Origin of the sequence: Microcoleus sp. Pol10D4, from assembly GCF_036701555.1 — a bacterium.
Lineage (GTDB): Bacteria > Cyanobacteriota > Cyanobacteriia > Cyanobacteriales > Microcoleaceae > Microcoleus.
The window spans coordinates 1-21,924 of record NZ_JAUBRA010000069.1; the positions used below are offsets into that span (position 1 = coordinate 1).

General features: G+C 44.5%; 19 protein-coding genes. 8 read left to right on the forward strand and 11 right to left on the reverse strand.

Going from position 1 to position 21,924, the window contains the following annotated elements:
• Nucleotides 1-124: 124 nt before the first annotated feature.
• Nucleotides 125-973, reverse strand: a complete 849-nt coding sequence (locus QUA36_RS25540; RefSeq protein ID WP_333459518.1) for an ABC transporter permease — start codon at nucleotides 971-973, stop codon at nucleotides 125-127.
• A 101-nt stretch (nucleotides 974-1,074) separates the two neighbouring features.
• On the opposite strand from QUA36_RS25540, the gene QUA36_RS25545 reads away from it, so the two are divergent.
• Entirely contained in the window at nucleotides 1,075-2,586 is a 1,512-nt protein-coding gene (locus QUA36_RS25545) for an FAD-dependent oxidoreductase (protein WP_333451793.1), read from the forward strand.
• A 167-nt stretch (nucleotides 2,587-2,753) separates the two neighbouring features.
• Here the strand turns inward: QUA36_RS25545 and QUA36_RS25550 are convergent, their stop codons facing one another.
• Complete coding sequence (locus tag QUA36_RS25550; RefSeq protein WP_333459519.1) at nucleotides 2,754-3,167, reverse strand: peptide chain release factor 1; 414 nt, start codon at nucleotides 3,165-3,167, stop codon at nucleotides 2,754-2,756.
• A gap of 165 nt (nucleotides 3,168-3,332) precedes the next feature.
• Here QUA36_RS25550 and QUA36_RS25555 point away from each other — a divergent pair, with 165 nt between their 5' ends.
• Together QUA36_RS25555 and QUA36_RS25560 are read left to right on the forward strand one after the other, a co-directional pair.
• Entirely contained in the window at nucleotides 3,333-3,539 is a 207-nt protein-coding gene (locus tag QUA36_RS25555; RefSeq protein WP_190734170.1) for a hypothetical protein, read from the forward strand.
• A gap of 238 nt (nucleotides 3,540-3,777) precedes the next feature.
• Complete coding sequence (locus QUA36_RS25560) at nucleotides 3,778-4,200, forward strand: DUF6335 family protein (protein WP_333162210.1); 423 nt, start codon at nucleotides 3,778-3,780, stop codon at nucleotides 4,198-4,200.
• A gap of 93 nt (nucleotides 4,201-4,293) precedes the next feature.
• Here QUA36_RS25560 and QUA36_RS25565 read toward each other — a convergent pair whose 3' ends face one another.
• The 3 genes from QUA36_RS25565 to QUA36_RS25575 form a co-directional block, all read right to left on the reverse strand.
• A complete protein-coding gene (locus QUA36_RS25565) occupies nucleotides 4,294-4,974 on the reverse strand; it encodes a response regulator transcription factor (protein WP_333162212.1) in 681 nt (226 codons plus the stop codon).
• The gene (locus QUA36_RS25570; RefSeq protein WP_333451796.1) at nucleotides 4,971-6,425 is read right to left on the reverse strand and encodes a HAMP domain-containing sensor histidine kinase; all 1,455 of its coding nucleotides are present in this window, start codon (nucleotides 6,423-6,425) and stop codon (nucleotides 4,971-4,973) included. Before QUA36_RS25570 ends, QUA36_RS25565 begins: the two co-directional genes overlap by 4 nt.
• 157 nt (nucleotides 6,426-6,582) lie before the next feature.
• The gene (locus tag QUA36_RS25575; RefSeq protein ID WP_333459520.1) at nucleotides 6,583-7,194 is read right to left on the reverse strand and encodes a cupin; all 612 of its coding nucleotides are present in this window, start codon (nucleotides 7,192-7,194) and stop codon (nucleotides 6,583-6,585) included.
• Nucleotides 7,195-7,600: 406 nt separating this feature from the next.
• Between QUA36_RS25575 and QUA36_RS25580 the strand changes: the two genes are divergently transcribed.
• The gene (locus tag QUA36_RS25580; RefSeq protein WP_333459521.1) at nucleotides 7,601-8,311 is read left to right on the forward strand and encodes a YHS domain-containing (seleno)protein; all 711 of its coding nucleotides are present in this window, start codon (nucleotides 7,601-7,603) and stop codon (nucleotides 8,309-8,311) included.
• A gap of 339 nt (nucleotides 8,312-8,650) precedes the next feature.
• Nucleotides 8,651-9,352, forward strand: coding sequence for a DUF4079 domain-containing protein (locus QUA36_RS25585; protein WP_333459522.1), 702 nt, complete (start codon nucleotides 8,651-8,653; stop codon nucleotides 9,350-9,352).
• A gap of 317 nt (nucleotides 9,353-9,669) precedes the next feature.
• On the opposite strand, the gene QUA36_RS25590 is transcribed toward QUA36_RS25585, so the two are convergent.
• The 4 genes from QUA36_RS25590 to QUA36_RS25605 form a co-directional block, all read right to left on the reverse strand.
• Nucleotides 9,670-10,548 (reverse strand): sugar ABC transporter permease, encoded by an 879-nt coding sequence (locus QUA36_RS25590; RefSeq protein ID WP_333378931.1) that lies wholly within the window; start codon nucleotides 10,546-10,548, stop codon nucleotides 9,670-9,672.
• Nucleotides 10,549-10,734: 186 nt separating this feature from the next.
• Nucleotides 10,735-12,198, reverse strand: a complete 1,464-nt coding sequence (locus QUA36_RS25595) for a CIA30 family protein (protein WP_333459523.1) — start codon at nucleotides 12,196-12,198, stop codon at nucleotides 10,735-10,737.
• 87 nt (nucleotides 12,199-12,285) lie between these two features.
• Nucleotides 12,286-13,572, reverse strand: a complete 1,287-nt coding sequence (gene iscB, locus QUA36_RS25600) for an RNA-guided endonuclease IscB (protein WP_333459524.1) — start codon at nucleotides 13,570-13,572, stop codon at nucleotides 12,286-12,288.
• Between the two features lie 362 nt (nucleotides 13,573-13,934).
• Nucleotides 13,935-16,457 carry an ATP-binding protein gene (locus QUA36_RS25605; protein WP_333459525.1) on the reverse strand — a complete coding sequence of 841 codons (2,523 nt, stop codon included), beginning with the start codon at nucleotides 16,455-16,457 and terminating at the stop codon, nucleotides 13,935-13,937.
• A 489-nt stretch (nucleotides 16,458-16,946) separates the two neighbouring features.
• Here QUA36_RS25605 and QUA36_RS25610 point away from each other — a divergent pair, with 489 nt between their 5' ends.
• Nucleotides 16,947-17,321: a hypothetical protein gene (locus QUA36_RS25610; protein WP_333459526.1), complete on the forward strand. Its 375-nt coding sequence runs from the start codon at nucleotides 16,947-16,949 to the stop codon at nucleotides 17,319-17,321.
• A gap of 136 nt (nucleotides 17,322-17,457) precedes the next feature.
• Here QUA36_RS25610 and QUA36_RS25615 read toward each other — a convergent pair whose 3' ends face one another.
• Complete coding sequence (locus QUA36_RS25615) at nucleotides 17,458-18,315, reverse strand: Hpt domain-containing protein (RefSeq protein ID WP_333459527.1); 858 nt, start codon at nucleotides 18,313-18,315, stop codon at nucleotides 17,458-17,460.
• Nucleotides 18,316-18,478: 163 nt separating this feature from the next.
• On the reverse strand, nucleotides 18,479-19,405 hold the full coding sequence (locus QUA36_RS25620; RefSeq protein ID WP_333459528.1) for a DMT family transporter: 927 nt from the start codon (nucleotides 19,403-19,405) through the stop codon (nucleotides 18,479-18,481).
• Between the two features lie 496 nt (nucleotides 19,406-19,901).
• On the opposite strand from QUA36_RS25620, the gene QUA36_RS25625 reads away from it, so the two are divergent.
• Together QUA36_RS25625 and QUA36_RS25630 are read left to right on the forward strand one after the other, a co-directional pair.
• Complete coding sequence (locus QUA36_RS25625) at nucleotides 19,902-20,705, forward strand: SDR family oxidoreductase (protein WP_333162238.1); 804 nt, start codon at nucleotides 19,902-19,904, stop codon at nucleotides 20,703-20,705.
• A 174-nt stretch (nucleotides 20,706-20,879) separates the two neighbouring features.
• Nucleotides 20,880-21,887, forward strand: coding sequence for an NAD(P)-dependent alcohol dehydrogenase (locus tag QUA36_RS25630; protein ID WP_333452016.1), 1,008 nt, complete (start codon nucleotides 20,880-20,882; stop codon nucleotides 21,885-21,887).
• The last annotated feature ends 37 nt before the right edge of the window (nucleotides 21,888-21,924 follow it).

Genomic DNA, 21,924 nt, shown 5'->3' on the forward strand with positions numbered 1-21,924 from the left:
CATTAGTCATTAGTCATTAGTCATTAGTCATTAGTCATTAGTCATTAGTCATTAGTCATTAGTCATTAGTCATTAGCGCCTTTTAACCTAAAGGCAGGGTGCAACGATTTGTGTATACCTTACCTTATTGATTTTCGTCAGACACGCGGAAGTAAATTAACACAGGAATCAATATGATTACCGTCAACAGCATAGAAAGTGCCGAACCAAAAGGCCAATCGCGGGCTTTCATAAACTGATTTTGAATCAAATTTCCCACCATAACTGTTTTAGAACCACCCAATATATCCGGTGTTATGAAAGCGCCGACAGCGGGAACAAAAACTAAAATCGAGCCTGCCACAATACCGCGAGTTGTTAATGGTAAAAATACACGCCAGAAAGTGCGAATATCATTTGCCCCTAAATCGTGAGCGGCTTCTACCAATGAAAAGTTGAAGCGTTCTATGCTAGAATATAAAGGCAGAACCATGAAAGGTAAATAGCCGTAAATAAGACCGATCGCCACAGCGAAAGGCGTAAAAAGCAAGTTTAACGGTTCGCTAATAATTTGCAGGCTTTGCAGGGCTGTGTTAACTACTCCTTCGCTACGCAGGAGTATGATCCAGGCGTAGGTTCTCACTAAAAAATTAGTCCAAAATGGAATAATTACTAGCAAAAGCAAAGCATTTCGCCAGCGGGGAGAACGGGTGGCGATGAAGAATGCTAGGGGATAGCCAACTAATAAGCAAGCGGCCGTTGTCAGAAAAGCCAGCCCGAGCGATCGCCCAATTACTCCTAAGAAAAGTCCACTGAACAAACGCTGGTAGTTGCTGAGAGTAAATATCCAAGTAACACCGCCGTAAGTACCGCGTTCTAAGAAACTGTACAAAAGTACAATTATCACTGGCAAAATGAAGAAAACCATCAGCCATGCGGTAGCGGGAAATAAGAGCAGCAACAGGTTAGTCTGCTGGCGGTTTTTGACACTCATTATTTACTCAAGGGAAATTTAGCACCTAATTCAACACATTTTATATCAAATCCGGATTTTATGAATTATGTCATCATTAATAAATTATCCAGAGGTACGCAATGTCAGCAGAATCGTCAACCCCAAAAATAGTCGTCGTCGGTGCAGGATGGGCAGGTTTAGGCGCTACCTATCACCTAGCGCAGCAAGGCTATGATGTCACCCTGCTAGAAGCAGGCCCTTATCCGGGTGGCTTAGTTGCGGGGTGGAAAACCGCCGGCGGGCGTTCCGTAGAAGCAGGCATTCATGGCTTCTGGTATCCCTACAAAAACATCTTTTCCTTAGTCAAGGAATTAGGTCTCGATCCCTTCACACCTTGGACTCGTTCTTGTCAGTATTCACCGGCCGGATTGGAAGTAGAATCGCCGATTTTTCAGGACGAACCGCGCCTTCCTACACCGTTAGGAACCTTTCTTTACACTAGATTTAAAAGGCTGCCATTAGTCGATCGGCTTTCAGCCTTGCCCTTACTCTACGCTGTCCTAGATTTCGACAATTCCGACGAAGCTTGGCGCAGGTACGATCGCGTCACAGCCCGCGAACTATTCAAACAGTTTGGCGTCTCTGCAAGACTGTACCGCGATGCTTTTGAACCAATGTTATTAGTAGGTTTATTTGCACCAGGAGAACAATGTTCTGCCGCCGCAGCTTTGGGAATGCTTTATTATTTCATATTAGCACACCAACCGGATTTTGATGTAGTTTGGTGTCGCGGAACTGTGGGAGAAAAAATCTTTCGTCCCTGGGTCGAACGCCTGGACAAACTCGGTGCAAAAGTATTGACAAAGCAGCGAGTTACTGATTTAATAGTTGACAGTAACAACCGAGCCACAGGCGTTGTTTGCGGCGAACAAACCTTCGAGGCAGATGCAGTTATTTTTGCAGTTGGCGTCACGGGAATGCAAAAAATTATCAGCAGCAGCCCAGCTTTGCAAAGCCGCCAAGAGTTTCGGGATGCGATGAATTTGGGTGCAGTGGACGTGTTAGCTGTTCGCCTGTGGTTTGACCGAAAAATTGACATTCCGCTGCCTTCTAATGCTTGTTTTGGATTTAGTTCAACTACGGGTTGGACCTTTTTTGATTTGAATGCTTTGCACGACGAATTTCGAGCCGAACCGGGAACAGTTGTCGAAGCTGACTTTTATCACGCCAATCAATTAATTCCCCTAAAAGATGAGGAAATAGTTTCCTTAGTTCAGCGAGATTTAGCCACTTGCATCCCCGCTTTTCGGGAGGCAAAAGTAATTGACAGCAGCGCGATTCGGCTGTCGCGGGCTGTGACGCATTTTGCCCCTGGCAGCTATCAGTATTTGTTGCCTGCAGTAACAAGTTATGATAATGTATTCATGAGCGGCGATTGGGTTGTAACCCGTCACGGTTCTTGGTCGCAGGAAAAGGCTTATGTTACTGGTTTGGAGGCGGCTAATTTGGTAATTTCGCGTTTCGGACTTGGGAACAAAGCGGCAATTATTCCCGTGGAAGCTGACGAACCGCACATTCAAATCGGGAGAAAGATTAATCAGTTTACTCGCAGTTTGACTAAAACCTTCATTCCAGATTTTTGGCTGCCATAATTTTTAGTCATTAGTCATTAGTCATTAGTTAATAGTTAGCGGTAAGGTGCAACTATCATCACCCTAAATAATGAGGCTCTGCATCTAGGAATGCTAGCACGCTACTCATAGCGGTAAGGTGCAACCTAATGACTGATGACTAAGGACTAAGGACTAATGACTAACAACTATCGCCAATAAGGCCGGCCTTTCCAAAAAACTCCCACCGTAACTCCGATTAGTGCAGTTTCCGATAAACTTATTAAAAAAAAACGTAAGGGAAGGAGTGACTTTAACAGCAAACCCAGGAGTAGGCACAAAATTAAAACCCACAAACTAACTCGGTTCAGCAAAAATTGCTGATGCCAATACTCTAAAAAGTAAACCGCTAAAGCCCCAATTCCCACTGCGATAGCGAAAGGTATCAATATCCCCAGCGAGGGCCCCCCAAGAAGCGTAAAGATTTTCCGGAATACTTCCGACTGAATCAAGCCCCACACTAAAAATAACTCCAATCCAACCACGATGCAGTTGACGAGGGCGGAAATTTGCAGCATTTCTCGCCAAGGTAAAAGTTTTAAGCGCTGCAGAAAATTACTCACGATCGGCAGATTAGGTAGGTTGCTTTGATTTTATAACAGTTTTGCCCTGGCGATCGACCTTTGATGACAATTTGTGAAGTAAAATAAAGATATAGAGCAGTCTCTTGACAAATTCACCCAGAGTACCTGCCTATTAGTTGTTGGAACCGTGAAAGGAAAAAAGTTATGGTGGAGAACACTGTCGATTGTGCTGTAGCTTGCGTCAATGGCTGCGTTCTGGGCGACAAGTGCCCGAAGCGGGAATACGCAGAAGCAACGTCAAACTTTATTGAAAATACTTCTCTGGATAAAATGCTAGAAATAGCAGAGGAAGCCGTGAGAAGGAAACGGATGGAACCCCCCAAATGGGTAATTCCTGATTTTCCCGAATAGAATTAGCCTCCCAATTAAAAAGCGATCGGCCTTTTCCAACTGGCGATCGCTTTTTGTATTCCCTATGAAATAGCTGAGCCGAATCAATATATTTCCTGGGATAGAAGCTAAAAGATTAAATAGTAATTACAATATTACTTAATTATAGCCATCGGCAATCACTAAAAACAATTCAGTTAAAGCCAAATTTGGACATTTTTAATTTAATTGAGTTCCAAAACAAACAGGAGCAAGTATCGTGGCAAAGCAAAAGAAAAGCACCGCAAAAACAACAACAGAACGCGATAATTTGGGCGATTTGCCTCAAGAAATTACCGAATCTTACGGTACCGGCGTTATCGCTCAACCAGGATTGAGCGAAGACGACATAACAACCCTGCAAGACAGCAGTTCGGAATACTCTTTCGCCAGTTCCCAAATCGGTGGCGAGGATGGCGATCCTGCTGCGGAACAAGAAAGTGCCACTGGCGAGCAATCGGTGGGCGGAACTGCGCCTACTCCCGACCTCGATATTGTTGACGAACTCGGAGCCGCTGCGGGCATAGAATTGCCAGATGGGGCTATTTTGCACACAACAGATATGCTTGAACATCGAGATGAAAGTCGGTGGGAATTAGACCCGAGTTCTGCGGAAGATTATCAGGAACGACCGGATTTCTAGGTCTATTTGGTACAAAAAAATAGGTAGTATAATAGGAGCGGGTTCACCAGTATCCATACTTCATATCCCAAGTATTTGTAAACCCGCCCCTGCTCACTTTTGCTCTCGCAACACATATCCAACTCCCCGGACAGTATGCAGCAGCCGTTTTGAGTTACTTGCTTCTAACTTGATCCGTAACGCACGAATATACACTTCAATAATGTTTGACTCGCCCATAAAATCATAACCCCAGACTTTTTCTAAAATTCTGTCGCGGGTAATCACTTGACGGGAATTTTGCAGCATAAATTCTAACAAATCAAACTCTTTGGCAGTGAGTTCAATTAGTTGATTGCCTCGATAAACTTCACGAGTTAAACCATTCAATATTAGGTCTTCAAATTGCAAGCTATCCGGGTCATTTGCTTGAGTTCGGCGCAGACGGGCTTTGACTCTCGCGAGGAGTTCTTCCATACTGAAAGGCTTAGTAACATAATCATCGGCTCCAGCATTTAATCCAGTCACGCGATCGGGTACTTCATCTTTTGCTGTCAACATAATTATTGGTACTTGAATACCAGTCGATCGCAACCTTAAACAGATGTCTAATCCAGAGATGCCGGGAAGCATCCAATCTAAAATTAATAAATCCGGTTGAGCATCACGAGCCATCATTAATCCATCCAATCCATTGGGGGCGATAGTGACGTGATATCCTTCAAGACTAAGTTCAGATTCGATGAACTTTGCCAGTTTAGGGTCATCTTCAACAAGGAGAATGCGATCGCTCATAGCTGCGGATTCCAGACAGGTAAGGTGATAGTAAAAATACTACCTTCTCCCGGTTTAGATCGGAGCGTAATACGTCCTTCCATGCCTTCGATGAGGCTTTTGGCGATCGCCAATCCCAACCCCGTACCGTCTCTAGAGCGCGTCATTGACTCATCCACTCGGTAAAATCGCTCAAAAATCCGGTTTTGATGGGGGAGAGAAATACCAATTCCGCGATCGCCCACATGAATCATCACCTGCTGTTCCCTCTTTTCTAAGACTAACTCAACTGGTTGTTCGGGAGCAGAATACTTGATTGCATTATCCACTAAGTTAATTAACACTTGTTGTAAACGATCCTGATCCGCACAGGCTACAACATCCTCATCATTTGACACCAAAATAATTTTCCGATTGCTAACTTTTTGACTCATCTCGGCCACCTCAGCCACCAGAGTATTCAGTATCACCGGATTCAAACGAAAGTGCAAGTTGCCACTATCAGCCCGTGCCAAATCGAGCAAATCTTCTAACATCCGAATCGTGCGTTCAGTTTCCCCAACCGCTGTTTCCAGTGCTTGTTGCTGATAGTCACTTAAGTTAGTGCTGCGTCGCAGCAAACTTTGTAAATAACCAACTACAACCGTCAGAGGAGTGCGTAATTCGTGGGAAACATTACCGACAAATTGGCGTTGTTGCTCCCAGGAACCCGATAAGCGAAACAACATCTCATTAAACGTTTGCGCTAGTCCTAAAATCTCATCAGGAGCCTGATGGAGTTGGAGTTTTGCTGCCTGCAAATTATCAGCAGACAAAGTGCTAGCTACCTCACTCATATGTTCCAAAGGATGGAGAGCATGACGAATGCGACTGGCGATCGCCAACATTAACACTAAGATTACCACAATACTGACAACAATTAGACTCCGAATCCCATCATTTAACTGACGTTGCTCATCAGTGATATCTTGAGAGAAATATACCGTACCCAGTAACTGATTTTTAATCCTCAGAGTTCTGCTACAGATCACCAAATAGCGATCGCCCATCTGAACAAAAGTCGGCTGTGCAGGTACTTCCGTCAACGAGATCATCTTCGTAATCTTAGAAGATTGCAGATCCATATCAGGTGAATTCACCAAAAGCATCCCATCATTTCGCTTCACCCACACCATGATTCCTCCTGTGGAAGCTTTATGGACGCTTCGAGTTAAGCCAATTTCTAGTGAACCCATTTCACTATAAAGTTCAACCTGTTCGGGAAAGCGTATTCCAATGTATTCCAGGGTTTGTTTATGGGCACCGACTAGATTTTGCGACCTTTGCCAGCCGGCCCAAAATGCCACACTGCTGAGTCCTAAAATCGATAGTACCAGCAATTCCAGCGTCAGGCGAAACTGAAGCGAAGAGGTGGAAATTCGCTTGCCCGTGACAGGGTTTATAGCAGCTATGACTTGGCGAATTAGCTTCATTTTATGGTCAGGTAGTGAGGAGAATTAAGCATTAAAATGAGTCAAATTCAACTAGATAAAATTAGTATCGCGTAGAACCGACGAAAGTTGGTGCAGCCTCGATCATCGCCCGTTATATTTTAAATTTGTTGATATTTGCTTCGATCGGACTGGTATCTTAAAAGTTTTCCGCAGTGCCTTTAATCTGGTTAAATTCAAATCGTCTATCGTAATCTGTTACACCATAAAGATTAAAACTAATGGTTGGTTTATCTCCGAGTGCTTCCACATGATGAATCGCATCTGGCATTAAGCACAAAACGTCACCAGGAGCAAGCAAAATATCTCCCACTGTTGTAATTTTATCGGGAAACTTGCGAGTTGGCGATCGCTGCCAAAAAGTATTTTTCTCCTGTCCATCAAGTAGCGCCACCAATCCCCAACTGGCATGATTGTGAATCGGAGAAACTGCACCAGGAGCCCAAGCCACCAACTGCACCGTCAGAGGAAAAAATGGTTCATCATAAAGTGTTTGTACTGCCCAGCCTGTCTCAGAGTCAGGCTCAAGGAGAGCAATTTGAAACCAGGAGGAACTATCTAACAACCTGCGGACAAGGGGACAAATTGCCTGGAGTCGTAAATAATCATCACTAATTTGGTCTAATACATCTTCCAAGTCAGTTAAAAAGCGGTAAAGTCGGTAGGGATGGGTGAAATCTTCAATTTGACTTGTAGCCTCAAAAATATTAGACTGTCCATCATCAGTCACTAACCAGTCTTTTCCTGTCATAATTTCTCAACTCGCGGTTAAATTACTGCACTACTAAGTTTCTCATCAGCAATCTTTGGTTCAGCAACGAGGGCTCTACGAAGAAACCCGCTTTCTAAGCCAAGAGTGTATAAGTCCTGTAAAGGATAGTCAGGATTAATCTCCACTCTATAAGACATTCGGGGTAACTAGATGATGCGTTCCTAATTTCCAGATGAATTTTTGCTGAAGAAAGTGGCGTATAAAGTATTCAGAGTTTTATCTCCCATCCATCTCTTCCTCATCTAGCACTCATTTTCTTGAGCGTTAATGCAAACAACCTCAAATCTTGAGGACAACAAAAAGCCAGCATAATTACCAGAGATCAAGAACTCTCAAGCAAACATCTGGCGTGGAATTACTAACAATTTATCTGGAAATTAGACACATGAAAGTAAAATACATTACCACGATCGCCATTGCCATCATTCTAGGCTTGGGAACAACTAATGTTAGCTACGCCAACTTCAAGGCTTCAACAAACTCAAACTCTACAAACGTTTCATCCAAGGTTGCACAATCCAATCCTTGTGCGGGTAAAGCCAATCCTTGCGCTGGTAAAGCCAATCCTTGTGCGGGTAAAGCCAATCCTTGCGCCGGTAAAGCCAATCCTTGTGCGGGTAAAGCCAATCCTTGTGCGGGTAAAGCCAATCCTTGTGCGGGTAAAGCCAATCCTTGTGCTGGTAAAAGCAGCACAACAACCCTTCATCCTCAGTTCTACACCGAAAAAGGTATGGCTCTTGATGGTCAGGATGTCGTAGCGTATTTTACCCAAAGCAAGTTAGTTATGGGAGTTAGCCAATTTAAACATAATTGGGGTGGAACAACTTGGATGTTTGCTAGTGCAGCAAACCGTGATATGTTTGCTCAAAATCCTGAAAAGTATGCTCCTCAATACGGTGGATATTGCGCCCAGGCTACCAGTGAAGGAAATCTTGTTGTCACCCAGCCTGACGCCTGGAAAATCGTTAATGGGAAGCTTTATCTCAACTACGATAAAACAGTACAAGGACAGTGGATGGGAGATATCCCTGGTCACATTGCTTTAGCAAACAAAAATTGGCCTGCTATTCTGAATAACAAAGAACTGTTGCGCTAAGCTCAAAGTGATGCAGGCAATTAGTCGCTAACCGCCAGTGACATTACCGCCAGCAGTTTTCATTTCCCTGAGAACAAGGTAATTGTAATTGCGTAATTGCGTAATTTAACAAGCTGTCCCTCACCCAATTGACAACTGCTATATCTTCTTATCAACATATTCGATGAGTTACCCTTCATAAAGCGTGTTTGTAGTCAGGACTTCAGTTGTGTCTATGCCGATGAACAATTACTATTAGTCCTGACTACAAAGTTACGGTGGTTAGATCACCAGTTATGATATTATGTATGGCAAAAACCGGGTTGATGAAGCCAACCCTTTTCAACAAAAAGGTGATCTATGGAATTTAAAGATTTTCTGGCTTTGCTGCATCCTATTTTAGCTGTAGCGATTGTTTTTCCTATGCTTGGTGTTGTTCTCAATATGGCGTGGCAAACTATGCAGCGTCGCAAGCAAATTGCGATCGACACCAAGAGCAAAATTCCACCTGTAGTCGGTTCAGAACACGTCAAAGCAGGTCGAATTCTGTCAGGTTCTGTGGTAGGAGTGACTTTGTTGGGTTTAGCCTACCCGATTTTTGAGCATATTTTGAGCAAGGATGTTTGGAGCAAAAACTCCTTTCAGGTCATTTTCATTGTGCTGATGTTTGTTGCAACTGTCGCCTCTTTGGTCATGCTATATCGAGCGTCACCCGCTTTATGGCGTGGCATATTTGCGACCCTAACAGGTACTGGTTTGGTGATTCTTGGCACTCAAGATGGCGTTTATCGGCGAACCAATGAATGGTATTGGTCTCACTACTACATTGGCATCACTGCGGCGCTAATTATGGTTTTCTCCCTTGCCATCATTCAAGATATTTACAAAGACCGCTCAAATCGCTGGCGCACTATCCATGTGATCTTGAACTCGATCGCTGTGCTGCTCTTTCTGGGACAGGGAATGACCGGAACCAGGGATTTATTAGAAATTCCTCTGAACTGGCAGAAACCCTATATTTATACCTGTGATTTCACCAATAAGACCTGCCCAAAGCCGTGAGCGATCGCATTACTTCGAGATTCGAGTCTAAAATTAGTAGAAATTAGATCGATAAACCCGGCTTCTGAATGTAACAAAGTCCTGGTAATCACAGGAATGAGAACGAGAAACCGAGTTTATGATGCCCGGAGTGCGTCAATCGATTTTAGATTTTAGATTTTAGATTTTATATTTGAAGCATTGACCCCACGGATAAATTCGGGGGGCAATTTTTATCCGATCCAGGTTTTTTATTTCTGGGTCCTGAGTCTGCGAAGGAATGAATCCGGGGGCTTGTATCCTGGATGCTTTCGCTCAGTCCTAATCAGTCATAAATCTTAATCATTGCGAGTCAAACCCTGAAGGCTAACTTGCAAAATCGACAAACCCAAAATTAGCAAAAACAAAACCAGCCCGATCGTACAAGCATAGCCAATTTCCAAATCCTTAAAAGCCCGTTCGTAAAGATAATAAACAACAGTCTTAGAACTATTGCGAGGCCCGCCCTGAGTCATAATATAAACTTCTTCAAAAACCTTAGTAGCAGAAATCGCCGAAATTACCGCTACCAAAACTAGATACGGCTTCATCAGCGGTACAGTAATATCCCAGTGCTTTCCCAAACCATCAGAACCATCAATAGCAGCCGCCTCATAAAGTTCTGCCGGAATAGCTTGCAGCCCTGCCAAATAAATCACCATGTAATAGCCCAATCCTTTCCAGATAGTAACCGCCATGACGCTAAAGATTGCTAACTTCGGATTAGCCAGCCAAGAAACAGGAGGTAAACCCAACAATTCCCCCAACTGATTCAGCAGTCCAGTCTCAGCAAACAGCCACTTCCAAGCAATCCCGGCGACAACCATTGAAATCACCGCCGGCGTGTAGTATGCTGCTCGGAACCAGTTCATCCCCTTAAGTTTTTGGTTGCACAAAATCGCCATTCCCAACGGTAGAACAACCAATACAGGCACAACGCAGGTGAGATACAGCAGCGTATTCGTCAAAGTTTGCCAGAATGTGCGATCGCCCCACAACCTCTCAAAATTCTTTAAACCCACCCACTGCGGCATTTGAGTTAAATCATATTCGTAATTAGTAAAACTCAAATAAAAAGCTTGCACAGCAGGCCACAAAACAGTCAAACTCAAAATAAATAAAGCAGGTAGCAAAAACAAATAAGGCGTCAAATAGCGTCGGGAAAAAGTCACAGACATAGTAATTGATAATTGGTAATTTTACTCGTTAACAGGCTATGCCTGGTAACGCATATCCGGAGGCTCTGCCTCCAATTTTCCTACTAACAAGCGAGGCAGAGCTTCTGGACATTGATTCCCAGGCTATGCCTGGGAACCAGTTATAAATCACCAAGCCTAGCTCATTTTACTAAGAAGTGCTATATGTTATTTAACTCCCGAAAACAAAGCTTGCCAGTCTCCGGCAGAAGTGGCATTTTCCCCCTCTTTCACCTCAAAAGTAACATTGCAAGCTTGCGGTTGTTCCAAGGCCTCCACACACAATTCTGCAATATCTTCCCGACTGACTTTGCCCCTAATATTGTCTCCTTGCTCAAATATTAAAGCTTTGCCTCCCGGTTCTTCAGTCAAAGCGCAAGGTCTGACAACAGTATAAGGTATGCCGCTCGATCGCACACAATCTTCCCCTTTCAACTTCCAAGTCAAAATCCCCCCCAACATATCATTCATTCTGACAGCAGGCGGTTCTTCTTCCAAGTTAATTCCCGGTCTGCCAGGGCGGGTAACTCCTGCCGAACTCACCATCACAAATCGCGGCAAAGTCTGTCCCCCATCAGCTTTAATAGATTCTAACTCCAGTTGAAAAATACCCGGTGTAAATTTCGGGTTAAGCGCGCCATCATATTCAAACTTGCTCAACATTAGCTGAAAAGAAAAAATAGTGCTGGCATCAAATTTAGAGCCATCTTTGACAGTTTTGGCGCGGAATACTGGAATTAACTGATCAAAAGGAACGGTGACAGTAATCCAGATATTGTAAACAGTATCAAACGAATAGCAATAGCCAATTCCATCCCATTTAGCTTCGCTGCGAACAATCAATTTGTAGCGCTTGCCGTCCCCTTTGACACGTAGTTGGAGCCCGCTAAATCCTGTGAGATTAAGCGGAGGATCAAAGTTGCGGGTACGCACCGAAGCAAAGCCACCCGAGTTGGCGGTAGAAACATTGCCTGTGAATATAGCTGTATTGTCTGTAAGTACGATCGAACTTTCGCTGGTGCCACCCATCACGATGTCGTCGAGGGCACCCCAAGTTTCTTTTAAATCTTGGCTGGGTTTTGTGAAGTCGAAAATTGTTTTTTCGCTTGCTTTAATTAGCTGGCGGCGAACAGCTTGCACTAAATTATTCAGGCCTTTGTATTCGACTATTTCGGGAACATCCACAACTTCCGGCATATAAAATTTGATGCCTTGATAGTATTTTTCCCGCGTTGGGGTGTCTCCTTCTACCGGTTGAACTTTAGTGCCGGTGCAGCAGATAACTGCTTCTATACCCTCGGTTACTAGCGGTGTTAGGGTTTCTGGCAGAGTGATATCTCCTTCGACTAACTCGACATTTTTGCCGAGAATTTCTGTTGCTCTTTTGGTATCTCTGACGAGGCAGCGTACTCTATATCCCCGCTGTTGCAGCCTCTTGACAACTCGCTTCCCGACGCCGCCGGTAGCACCAGCTACCAGTATCAATTTGGGTTGGTCTTTTTTAGTTTTGCTGCTGCTTCCAAAAAGTTGTTGCAGCCAGCTAATGCTGCCAATGAAGGGAATGACGCCGAAATAAGCCAAGGTTTTGAGAAACCGGCCGGCATCCCATTGGGCGGTTTTTTCTTCAGTCATAAAAACCTCACGGGAGATTGGAAACCCAGTGGCTTTAGCCCTGGGAGGAAAAGCGACACGGGATACTTTAGTGTCCCGTCAATACTCTTAAAATCCATAGTTGTACCCATCCTTTTGATGAATAGAAAAACAATATTTGTGATTGATACCTTGAATTAAGCCCTGGGCTGATGACACATTAAAACTACCAGATGAACGAACAGCAACCCTACCTCTATAAGTCCCAATCTTCTTGCCCAAAGTAACAACGGCTTTTACAATGTCGCCCGTCTGTAAACCCTTGACGAACTTGAATCTAGGAACATACCGAGAAGGAAATCCCAACTTATCTGTGCGACACATCTGCCTTGTACCATGCCCCGTCGCTTTGATGTTTAGGGGCTGATCCGCTAGTACGGAAATATTGGGCGTATCACCAACGCAAGCAGCATCAAAGAAGTGGGTTTTTGGTAATTCCAACCGTATTCGGTTGAATTTGGTTAACCCGCCAGAACCCGTGGCAATCACTTTCCCTGTCTCTTTTAGCCGATTAAACAAAGCCCATCGGGTTGAATTCACAGCAGAGGCATCTTTTAATGGGTACTTAGCCTGTGCCAAGATTTTCTTCAAAATATCGGGTTTTTTTCCTAGGAATATCTTGATATCCTGAGTGTTTTTCTTGGTATTGCAAGGCTCACAAGCTAAACACAAATTAGATACCCTGTTAGTTCCCCCCGATGCTCTAGGCTGAATATGCTCAACCTGTAGCGGTACGTTTTCTGCACTACAATAAGCGCATCGTCTGTCCCATTTATTAAGAAGATATTCACGGACTTCGTAACCAGCTAACACACCCTGCTGGTACTCGACACCTGAAATCTCTGGATTTTCTATCTGCTGTAGATCGAATCTGACTAACTCTTGAAAGATTGTTCTGACTGGTGCAAGTCTTGATAATCTTTTGACCCAAGTTAAAGTTGTTTCTACACGGTGTCGAAGGCTAGGAGCTAACCAACCTTTGGGACGTGTCCGGTTTAGAAATCTCGCTTGACGATACCTTGTGTGCCTGCTTCTGCGACCGCGCCGTAAATAACGACGCGAATCTAGCGATGCCTTAATTGCTTGACCGCGATGAGTTAATTGGGCTACCCACATTAGCTCAGAACCTAAAATTATAGCTAATCCAGTAACTTTTGAACCGGGGTCAATTTTTAAAATCATGGGTCGCGGGTCTTCAGTTACCTTCTTCCTCAAAATTATTGTGAAAGGGTACAGCCTGAAAACTTTAGCTTTACCAATCTTTAGCAGTTTACGTGCTAATGATGGTTTGCATGGTGTTAATGGCTTGTATTTAGTATCTAGAACAAAGACGTAGTTGGGTTTTAGGATAGACATTGTTGTGTCTCTTCGATTTCTCGTAATGTTAGCTTCGCCAAAGTTTTGAGGGCTTGTTAGGTTTGCAGCACTGTTTCTGTTACCTTAAAACTGTTTAACTGCAAACGACAGAGCAGGAGACTAGCTACGCATCCGCTGGTGTCGTAACCCCCGAAACGGAGTTAGTTAAAACTTAGGCTGGTAAGCACGGCTTCAGTTTGTTTGCTGAAACCCCGTGTCTTTAGACCGGGGTTGCTTACACTAGCTTCCTCTGAATTGGCTCAAATCTACTTAGCTGCTTTTGTATTTTAATCGAATTTTCGATTTTTGAATTGGGGCGATTTCCTAGCCTTGGGGATAGCTTCGCTAGCGCGGACTTTTTTTCACTTGACAATGGGTGTCGGATGAGTTTGGCTCAAGGGAATCTCAATAATCAACTCGGTTCCCTCTCCGGGGGCTGAAAAGCAAGTCAATTTGCCACCGTGTTGTTCTACCGCAATTTCGTGGCTAATCGCCAAACCTATCCCCGCACCTTTGCCTACCTGTTTGGTGGTAAAAAAAGGCTCAAAAATTTTCTGGCGTACTTTTTCTTCCATGCCCCAACCGTTGTCCTTGATCCGAACTGCTACGGCTTTTTCTCCCGGACAAAATTCAGTCACAATCCGAATTTGTCCGCACTTAACTGGCTGTTCTTCGCCGCCCCAGTGCGACGATGAATTGTTGTTGACAAAGGCATCTTCGAGAGCATCAATTGCATTTGTCAGTACATTCATAAATACTTGGTTGATTTGAACTGCATAACACTCAACCAAAGGCAGAGAGCCATATTCTTTCATGAGATGAATTGCAGGGCGATCGGGCTTCGGTTTGAGTCGGTTGCTCAATATCAACAAAGCACTGTCCAATCCGTCGTGAATGTCAACGGGTTTAATCTCTGCTTCGTCAATTCTAGAGAAGTTTCGCAGCGACTGAACTATCTCGCGGATGCGGTTAGCTCCTACTTTCATTGAACCCAGCAACTTCGGTAAGTCTTCAACTATGAATTCTAATTCTACTGCTTCTATTTGTGCTTGAATTTCTGGCGAAGGCGACGGATAGTTCTGGTCGTAAAGCTGCAATAAATTGATCATTTTTTGACTGTATTCATTAGCATAGCTAAGATTGCCGTAGATGAAGTTAATCGGGTTAGTGACTTCATAAGCTACCGCCGCCACCAACTGTCCCAAACTTGACATTCTTTCACTTTGCACCAATTGAGTTTGCGCCCGCTTAAGCTCGGACATCGCTGTTTTTAAATTAGCAGTTTTTTCCCGTTCTCTGGCGACTGATGCTTCTAGTGCTGTATTTAATTTTTCGAGTTTATCGACTTGACACAGCACTATATTAATCATTGCTTTTTTCAGTTCCAATGCAGCGTCTATTTCGCATTGTTTCCAAGGCAACGATTTGTACCTCACATTTTCTTTCCACAGCTCGAAGGATTTCCGAGGAGACAGTCGAGGGTTGCCATCTTCATCGGTTTCAACTGGTTTGTTGGGGTTGCCCGCCCAATTTACGGTCTTAATTACTTCCGGGCGAAACCACAAAACGTATATTTTCTGAGTTGGCGATATTGCTATCGCCAAACACCCGCTGGCTGTGTCTTTAAATTCCTCAGCTTCTGGATAGCATTTGGTGAGCGAGTCTGTATAAAAAATTTCTTTATTTAAATGCTCTTGCACCCAATTAGTTAAGTATTTGAGCGCTTCTCCTTGAGGTGTTTGCCCTACTTGATAGCAATTATCTCCAAATACTATTGCGGCTCCCTGGGCGTTGACTGCTTCTAGCAAATTATGCTGACATTTAACTAACACTTCTGACAGGTTTTCGGACGTGGATATGTCTTCAAAAATCTTGGTTTGAATGGATTTTAAGTGTAGTTTGTAGTCGTAGTCTTCGTTTCCTTCTTTTGATTGCAGTTCTAAGGACATTACTTGCCCGATAAATTCGCAGGCGGCGCGCAATTCATAGTTGAGGTGTTTTGGTGTATAGTTGTGGCAAGCAATCAATCCCCACAGTTTTTTGTCTTTGATTAATGAGATTGACATCGAAGCTGCAACGCCCATATTTTGCAGGTATTCTATGTGAATGGGAGAAACGCTTCTCAATACGCTGAAACTGAGGTTTAGGGGCTGGGTCGTGACAGCATTATTTCCTGAAACAAGGGGGACTGGTTGATAATTAATATCTGGAATTAACCTCAGCCAATTTAACGCATACAGTTGTCGGGCTTGTTTGGGAATATCTGAACTTGGGTAGTTTAATCCTAAGAAAGGGCTCAGCATTTCTGCTTTGTCTTCAGCGATTACAGCGCCGTTGCCTTCATGGTCAAATTGATAGACCATGACTCTATCAAAACCGGATATTTTTCTAACTTCTTCTACGGTTATTTGAGATAATTCCTTGAGATTTTGGGCGCTTTGAATTTTGCTGATAGTGGCTCTTACTGAATGATAAAAGCTAAAAACAGAAAGATTTTCTGGGTTGGTGGCTAATTCCAACTCGACCATCAATACTTCTTCTACTCGGTGGAGGATGCAGTCAAATTCTAAATATTTACCTTTGTTTGTGACAGAAAGTTTAATGGGATTAACGGTTTTTAAGTTTTCATTACACAAACAAAGCTTGAGTTTTTTTAGTTGAACTCGATTGAAGAATAAGCTCAAATTTCTACCGATCGCACTTTCCGGCTCTACTCCTAACAAATCTTGCGTATTTTCGCTGACTTGCAGTATTTCTAGTTCAGGTTCTCGTACAACAAGTAGCACTCCGTGTGGCTGAATGAGCCCCGATATGTGAATCGGTTCTCTGTCGCAGTTTGTCAAGTCAACTTCTTCGAGGGCGGGGATTGTGATTTGTAGATCCATTTTCTTTGTCTTCCGCTGTAAAATTTCGAGAGGGTTCTAATGATTTGAGATTTGAGAGCAAATTGGCTTTTCCATAATAATCTCATATTGTTCGATCGCATAACGGCTCGATTCCTAGACGGACACTGAGAATCAATCATCCGAGAGTCAGCGCATCAAAATGATTGAGTCGAAAATCAGCCTACCCTATGTGTTGCTGTTCAAGCCGCCTCAGCCTTCTATAAATTTTACCCACTTGGCTCTTCTATACTATCGCTTCCCGATATTAATTATCATAGCAATTGTTGCCATTCTTCAAGTGTGTTTAATAATTCCCCCAAAACTTTAATATTTGTGGTAAAATTTTGCCTGCCGGAACAGGGGGAGAGAAATGCGTCTCCAGAGCGGCCTACTTACTGAAATCTTAAGTTAAGGTAAGGGTGACAAGATCTGAAAGTCAAGTCACGCTAAGCTCTTTAAGTATACCCAACAGGCCGGACAATTAGACTGATGCTCGACTTCAATACAATTACTGAATTTTCTCATACCTACTGCATACCTATCTGTGCCTTTTTAGTTCCGGCAAACTTGCTGACTACTTTACAGACAGTGATTTTGACAGCACTAAACCGACCTCGAATACAAATTTGGGCGTCTGTGGTTGTCGCCAGCCTTTGGGCTACAGCAATGATATTTCACGTTTTTACCTGGTTCGCGATCGGGGTAGTAATGCCTCCGACATACATCTTGCTAGTTATGGCAATCACTTGTCTGACAATCAATGTCTGGGCGATCGCTCATCCTGCAAGCATGATGCAATTAATTCGAGTTGCGGTATCAGTTCTTAGGGGAGGTTTCAGAAGGAAGAAGGATTTAGTTGTCTAAGAGAGAAAGATCTAGTTATCTAGGAACTTAAAAAGAATTTGGCAGAGGGTAATGTGAAAAAAATTAGGGAAAATATTGGTTTCAGAAGAGTTTTTCGGGTGGCAAATCGTGCTTCCGAGGGCTGAGTTCTCAGCGGTTATTCCGGTTCGTGATCGCGACAATCTTCTGCTTCCGGGCCGCGGGGATGGATCGTGCAGTTGAGCAGGTAGCCGCCGTCGCTTCTGCCGTAATAGTAGCGGCATCCGATGCAAATTGCGGGAGGTTCGATCGCACTTTGGTAAAGCGGATAATCCGCAGTCGCCAGCAGCGAAAAGTCGCGCTGCGTCTGCACATTCCCAATAATAGCGCCGGAGAGTTCGACAGCTTGGCGGATGTTTTCGATCCTGGTGTAAGGCGGCAGGTAAATGTCAATACAAAGGCGTAGGCCCTGGCTATCCTGATCGTGGCGCGTAATAGTGCCTCCGAGCAAACCGACGCGCGAAGCAATAGCCGAGGAAAATTCGCTCAGGGAGGTGCAGTAACCGGAGAAAACGTGAATATGTTCGTCCGTAGTAGCTCTCACAGTCAGGCGAGTGGGAATTCGCAATCTCAGGTAAGCGTCGAGTTCGTCAAAAACCGGTTCAGCGAGGGAGAGCATTTGGCTTGCGTCTTCGTGGTTGAGCCCAAAACCCTTAGAAACCTTGGACACGAGGGCTGTTAAAATATCAAAAACTTCGGTTAAGAGGGATTGTAGCCTGCTATCAATAGCGATCGGACATTCTCTGAGCAGCTTTAAATAATCCTCCAACCGATGAGCAATGCGTTGAATGCTGCTAAATCCGAGCATAGCTGCTCCCCCTTTAATCGAGTGCGAAGCTCGGATGAGCTGGTGTATTCTTTGGGGAGCTGGCACGGTGTTTTGCAGATCTTGCAAGCCTTGTTCGATAACTTGGATCTGTTCTGTGGCTTCTTCGATAAAGTAGCCGATGATCCGCTGTAGTTGTTCTGGCAGCATAATTTTATTCTCCTAAAGACAGCCGAGTATTATTAGTTATTACTCAGACATTTGATAGTTTTGAATCGATATTTCACTGATGAGTTATTGGGGTTTTTAAGCGCTCATCTGTTTTATTCTGACTCACGGCAACTGTAGTGGCAATGTCGAAAACAGTTAACTCTTAACTGTTGACAGTAATTTTTTTTGCTCCGACGGTAGCGGTTGCTACCCCGAACAGCAGCACCGCAGCACCTGCGAGTACCGCCGGCGCGGGCACTTCCCCAAACAGCAAATAACCCAACCAACTCGCCCCAACCGGTTCAAACAAGATGGCAAGAGTTACCAGAGTTGGGGAAATCTGCATTACGGCCCAGTTCAAAATGGTGTGGCCGACTAACTGAGGCAAAGCGGCCGTTAGCAAAATATAAAAATATACAATGTGGGGGTAATTGGTATAAGTAGTGCCGAAGGCGAAGGGGAGAGGCAGCAGGACGATCGCAGCAACAGTATAGGCGATCGCGATATAGCCACCAATTCCCAATCCCCGCCGCTGAGCTTCCCGGCCCAGCAGCAAATACAAGCTGACAGCCCAGGAACCAGCCAGAGCAAGGAAATCGCCCAGCAGTTGGCTGCTGCCAGCATCGGCTGCGCCCGCACTTCCGAGAGCGATCGCCATTCCCCCAGTCAGGGCTATAGTAATGCCAGCGATCGACATTTTGCTGAGCTTTTCCCCGAACCAGAAGCGCGACAACAGCGCTACCCAGACAGGATTAGTGGTGACTAAGGCAGTCGAGGCGGCGATCGAAGTATAAGAAAGTGAGGTAATCCAGAGCGCAAAGTGCAGGGCGAGACACAAACCCGCAGCAGCAGCATAGCGCCGAGCTCCCGGTTGCAGGGCGTTCCACTGAATTTTCCGCCAAGCCGGAAGCAGAATTAAAGCAGATAAAGTCAGACGAGAGGCCGCGAGTACCAGACTGAAACCCAAACCGCTGGCCCCTGCTGAAAAGTTAGCGAGACGAATTAAAATGGAGGAAGTTGAGACAGCTAAAACCCCGATAATTAACACTAGGGCGATCGACCAATTAGGCGTTTGTTTCGGAAGATTCATTTTTTAGGAATTGGGCATTGGGCATTGGGCATTGGGCATCGGGCATTGGGCATTGGGAAAATTTATATAGCAATTTTCACATAATGCTGAACACTTTCTGAAGACTTTCTCTTCCCTTCTCTTCTCCTCTCTTCGTTCGCGTCCTTCGCGTCTTCGTTGTTCGTTAAAAAAAAAACGATCGCCATTCTTAAAAAATTCCCATATCCAAGAAATATTAATGTATAGTAGGGGCAGGGCGGGTCTATGAAATTGTATATTACGGGCAATTATTGTTTCCGAACCCGCCTACAAAATTCAACATCAAACAAGTCCGAATCATCTCGTTTCCGGTTGCATCGGTATTATTCAAACAGTTAACAGTCAACAGTTAACAGTCAACAGTCAACAGTCAACAGTCAACAGTCAACAGTCAACAGTCAACAGTTAACAGTCAACAGTCAACAGTCAACACTAATTCCGGTTCAGCCGGAATTGATATTACAATTTATAACTATCTATGGCTCCTACAGTTTTGATTACAGGCGCTTCTCAAGGAAGCGGCAAAGCAACAGCAATTTTATTTGCAAGTAAAGGTTACGATGTAGTTATGGTAGCTCGCCAGCCAGAGAGATTGGCAGCAGCAGCGGCTCAAGTGCAGCGAGAAGGCACTTCCGCTGTAGCTATTCCGGGGGATGTTGGCGACATTCACCAAGTGCGGGCGATCGTCCAAAAAGCCCTAGATGCCTGCGGCAACATCGATGTTTTAGTTAACAATGCTGGCATTTGTCTCACGGGGGCGATCGAGCACACTACCTCCGAAGACTGGCAGCAATTAATGAATACCAATTTTTGGGGATGCGTTAACACAATTCAAGAAATTGTGCCACATTTTTTGCAACGAAAAACAGGGACAATAGTCAATGTGGGTTCCATTGGTGGCAAAATGCCTTTGCCTCAAATGACTGCTTATTGTGCCAGCAAATATGCAGTAACCGGTTTAACAGAAACTTTGCGATTGGAATTAGCGCCTCAAGGTATTCACGTTTGCGCCGTGCATCCGGGCCTGATTAACAGCGATTTTTTAGAAAGAGCTCAATTTCGCGATCGAGACGAACCCGCAGTCGAATTGCGCCGCCAGCAAATGAGCAAAATGCTGAAATCTGAGTGGGCAACTCAGCCAGAAGATATTGCTAAAGCTATCTGGGATGCTGTGAAAAATCAGCGTGCAGAAGTTACCGTCGGCCCTGCTTTTTTGGCATCGGAAGCTTATCGGTTGTTCCCCGGTTTGATGCAGTGGGCAATGGAAAAAGGCAAGTTGTGAGACTAATTAGTAATGGATAATTGGTAATTAGTAAAGTACCCAGGGCGCACCGGACAAATTATTAGTAACGCGCCTGATTCCTAGTTGAAGCTTCCCTTGAATATATACAACTAAAGAAAGAGACTGGGAAAGCGGCCCGAACACTATAATGGCAAACAAACCAGGAAATACACAATGCAAATCAAAGCACTAGCAGTTAAAAAAACAGGCGGATTGCTTGAAGAATACAAATTCGATGTCGAACCTCCAAAAGTACATGAATGCCTTATAAAAGTGTTAAGCTGCGGCATTTGTCACTCTGACTTGCACATGATTGACAACGATTGGGGTCAATCCAAATATCCCCTCGTTCCCGGCCACGAAGTTATCGGAGAAGTGGCAGAAATAGGGCCGCAAGTGACTCATTTAAAAGTGGGCGATCGCGTTGGTGTCGGTTGGCAAAGGTCGTCTTGTTTGCAGTGCTGCGACTGCTTGCGCGGTAACGAAAATCTCTGCGATGAAAACCAGGGATTAATTGTTACAGGCCCCGGCGGTTTTGCGGATTATTTGATGGTAGATTCCCGCTTTGCTTTTCCTATTCCCAAAGGCATCGATTCCAACGTAGCGGGGCCGCTGTTGTGCGGCGGAATTACGGTTTACGCCGGTTTGCGAAATGGGGGGATGAGTTCTGGCCAAGAAATTGGCATTCTCGGCATCGGTGGTTTGGGACACATGGCGGTGCAATTTGCGAAAAAATTAGGCAACCGGGTTACAGTTTTTACTACTTCCCAAGATAAGGCAGAATTTGCACATAAAATGGGGGCGGACGAAGCTATTGTAGTAGGAAAAGGCGAAGTTCCTAAAGCCCCCAGCAGCAAATTAGATATTTTGTTGAGCACTGTTCCTGCTGCTTTAGATTGGGTTCCGTACATTGATTTTCTCGATTCTAACGGTGCGCTTGCTTTTGTGGGAGTTCCCGACGAACCTTTGAGCATTCCGTTATTTTCGCTGCTGGTGAAGCAACGCCGAATTGTGAGTTCTCTCATCGGCGGTCGCGCTATGATTAATGAAATGCTGGCAATTGCAGAGAAGTTTGAGATTGAGCCGATTGTCGAAGTTTTTGCGATCGCACAAGCGAATGAAGCAATTCAGAAAGTCCGCGACAATCAAGTACGCTATCGCGCAGTTTTGACAGTGAGTTAGATAATGGTTAATGGGTAAGGTGCGCCTAGCGCACCCT

What these genes read in the sequence shown, in the direction of transcription:
- QUA36_RS25540 (WP_333459518.1), bottom strand. Translation starts at nt 973, where the DNA reads ATGAGTGTCAAAAACCGCCAGCAGACTAACCTGTTGCTGCTCTTATTT.
- QUA36_RS25545 (WP_333451793.1), top strand. Translation starts at nt 1,075, where the DNA reads ATGTCAGCAGAATCGTCAACCCCAAAAATAGTCGTCGTCGGTGCAGGA.
- QUA36_RS25555 (WP_190734170.1), top strand. Translation starts at nt 3,333, where the DNA reads ATGGTGGAGAACACTGTCGATTGTGCTGTAGCTTGCGTCAATGGCTGC.
- QUA36_RS25565 (WP_333162212.1), bottom strand. Translation starts at nt 4,974, where the DNA reads ATGAGCGATCGCATTCTCCTTGTTGAAGATGACCCTAAACTGGCAAAG.
- QUA36_RS25570 (WP_333451796.1), bottom strand. Translation starts at nt 6,425, where the DNA reads ATGAAGCTAATTCGCCAAGTCATAGCTGCTATAAACCCTGTCACGGGC.
- QUA36_RS25575 (WP_333459520.1), bottom strand. Translation starts at nt 7,194, where the DNA reads ATGACAGGAAAAGACTGGTTAGTGACTGATGATGGACAGTCTAATATT.
- QUA36_RS25580 (WP_333459521.1), top strand. Translation starts at nt 7,601, where the DNA reads ATGAAAGTAAAATACATTACCACGATCGCCATTGCCATCATTCTAGGC.
- QUA36_RS25585 (WP_333459522.1), top strand. Translation starts at nt 8,651, where the DNA reads ATGGAATTTAAAGATTTTCTGGCTTTGCTGCATCCTATTTTAGCTGTA.
- QUA36_RS25590 (WP_333378931.1), bottom strand. Translation starts at nt 10,548, where the DNA reads ATGTCTGTGACTTTTTCCCGACGCTATTTGACGCCTTATTTGTTTTTG.
- QUA36_RS25595 (WP_333459523.1), bottom strand. Translation starts at nt 12,198, where the DNA reads ATGACTGAAGAAAAAACCGCCCAATGGGATGCCGGCCGGTTTCTCAAA.
- iscB (WP_333459524.1), bottom strand. Translation starts at nt 13,572, where the DNA reads ATGTCTATCCTAAAACCCAACTACGTCTTTGTTCTAGATACTAAATAC.
- QUA36_RS25605 (WP_333459525.1), bottom strand. Translation starts at nt 16,457, where the DNA reads ATGGATCTACAAATCACAATCCCCGCCCTCGAAGAAGTTGACTTGACA.
- QUA36_RS25610 (WP_333459526.1), top strand. Translation starts at nt 16,947, where the DNA reads ATGCTCGACTTCAATACAATTACTGAATTTTCTCATACCTACTGCATA.
- QUA36_RS25615 (WP_333459527.1), bottom strand. Translation starts at nt 18,315, where the DNA reads ATGCTGCCAGAACAACTACAGCGGATCATCGGCTACTTTATCGAAGAA.
- QUA36_RS25620 (WP_333459528.1), bottom strand. Translation starts at nt 19,405, where the DNA reads ATGAATCTTCCGAAACAAACGCCTAATTGGTCGATCGCCCTAGTGTTA.
- QUA36_RS25625 (WP_333162238.1), top strand. Translation starts at nt 19,902, where the DNA reads ATGGCTCCTACAGTTTTGATTACAGGCGCTTCTCAAGGAAGCGGCAAA.
- QUA36_RS25630 (WP_333452016.1), top strand. Translation starts at nt 20,880, where the DNA reads ATGCAAATCAAAGCACTAGCAGTTAAAAAAACAGGCGGATTGCTTGAA.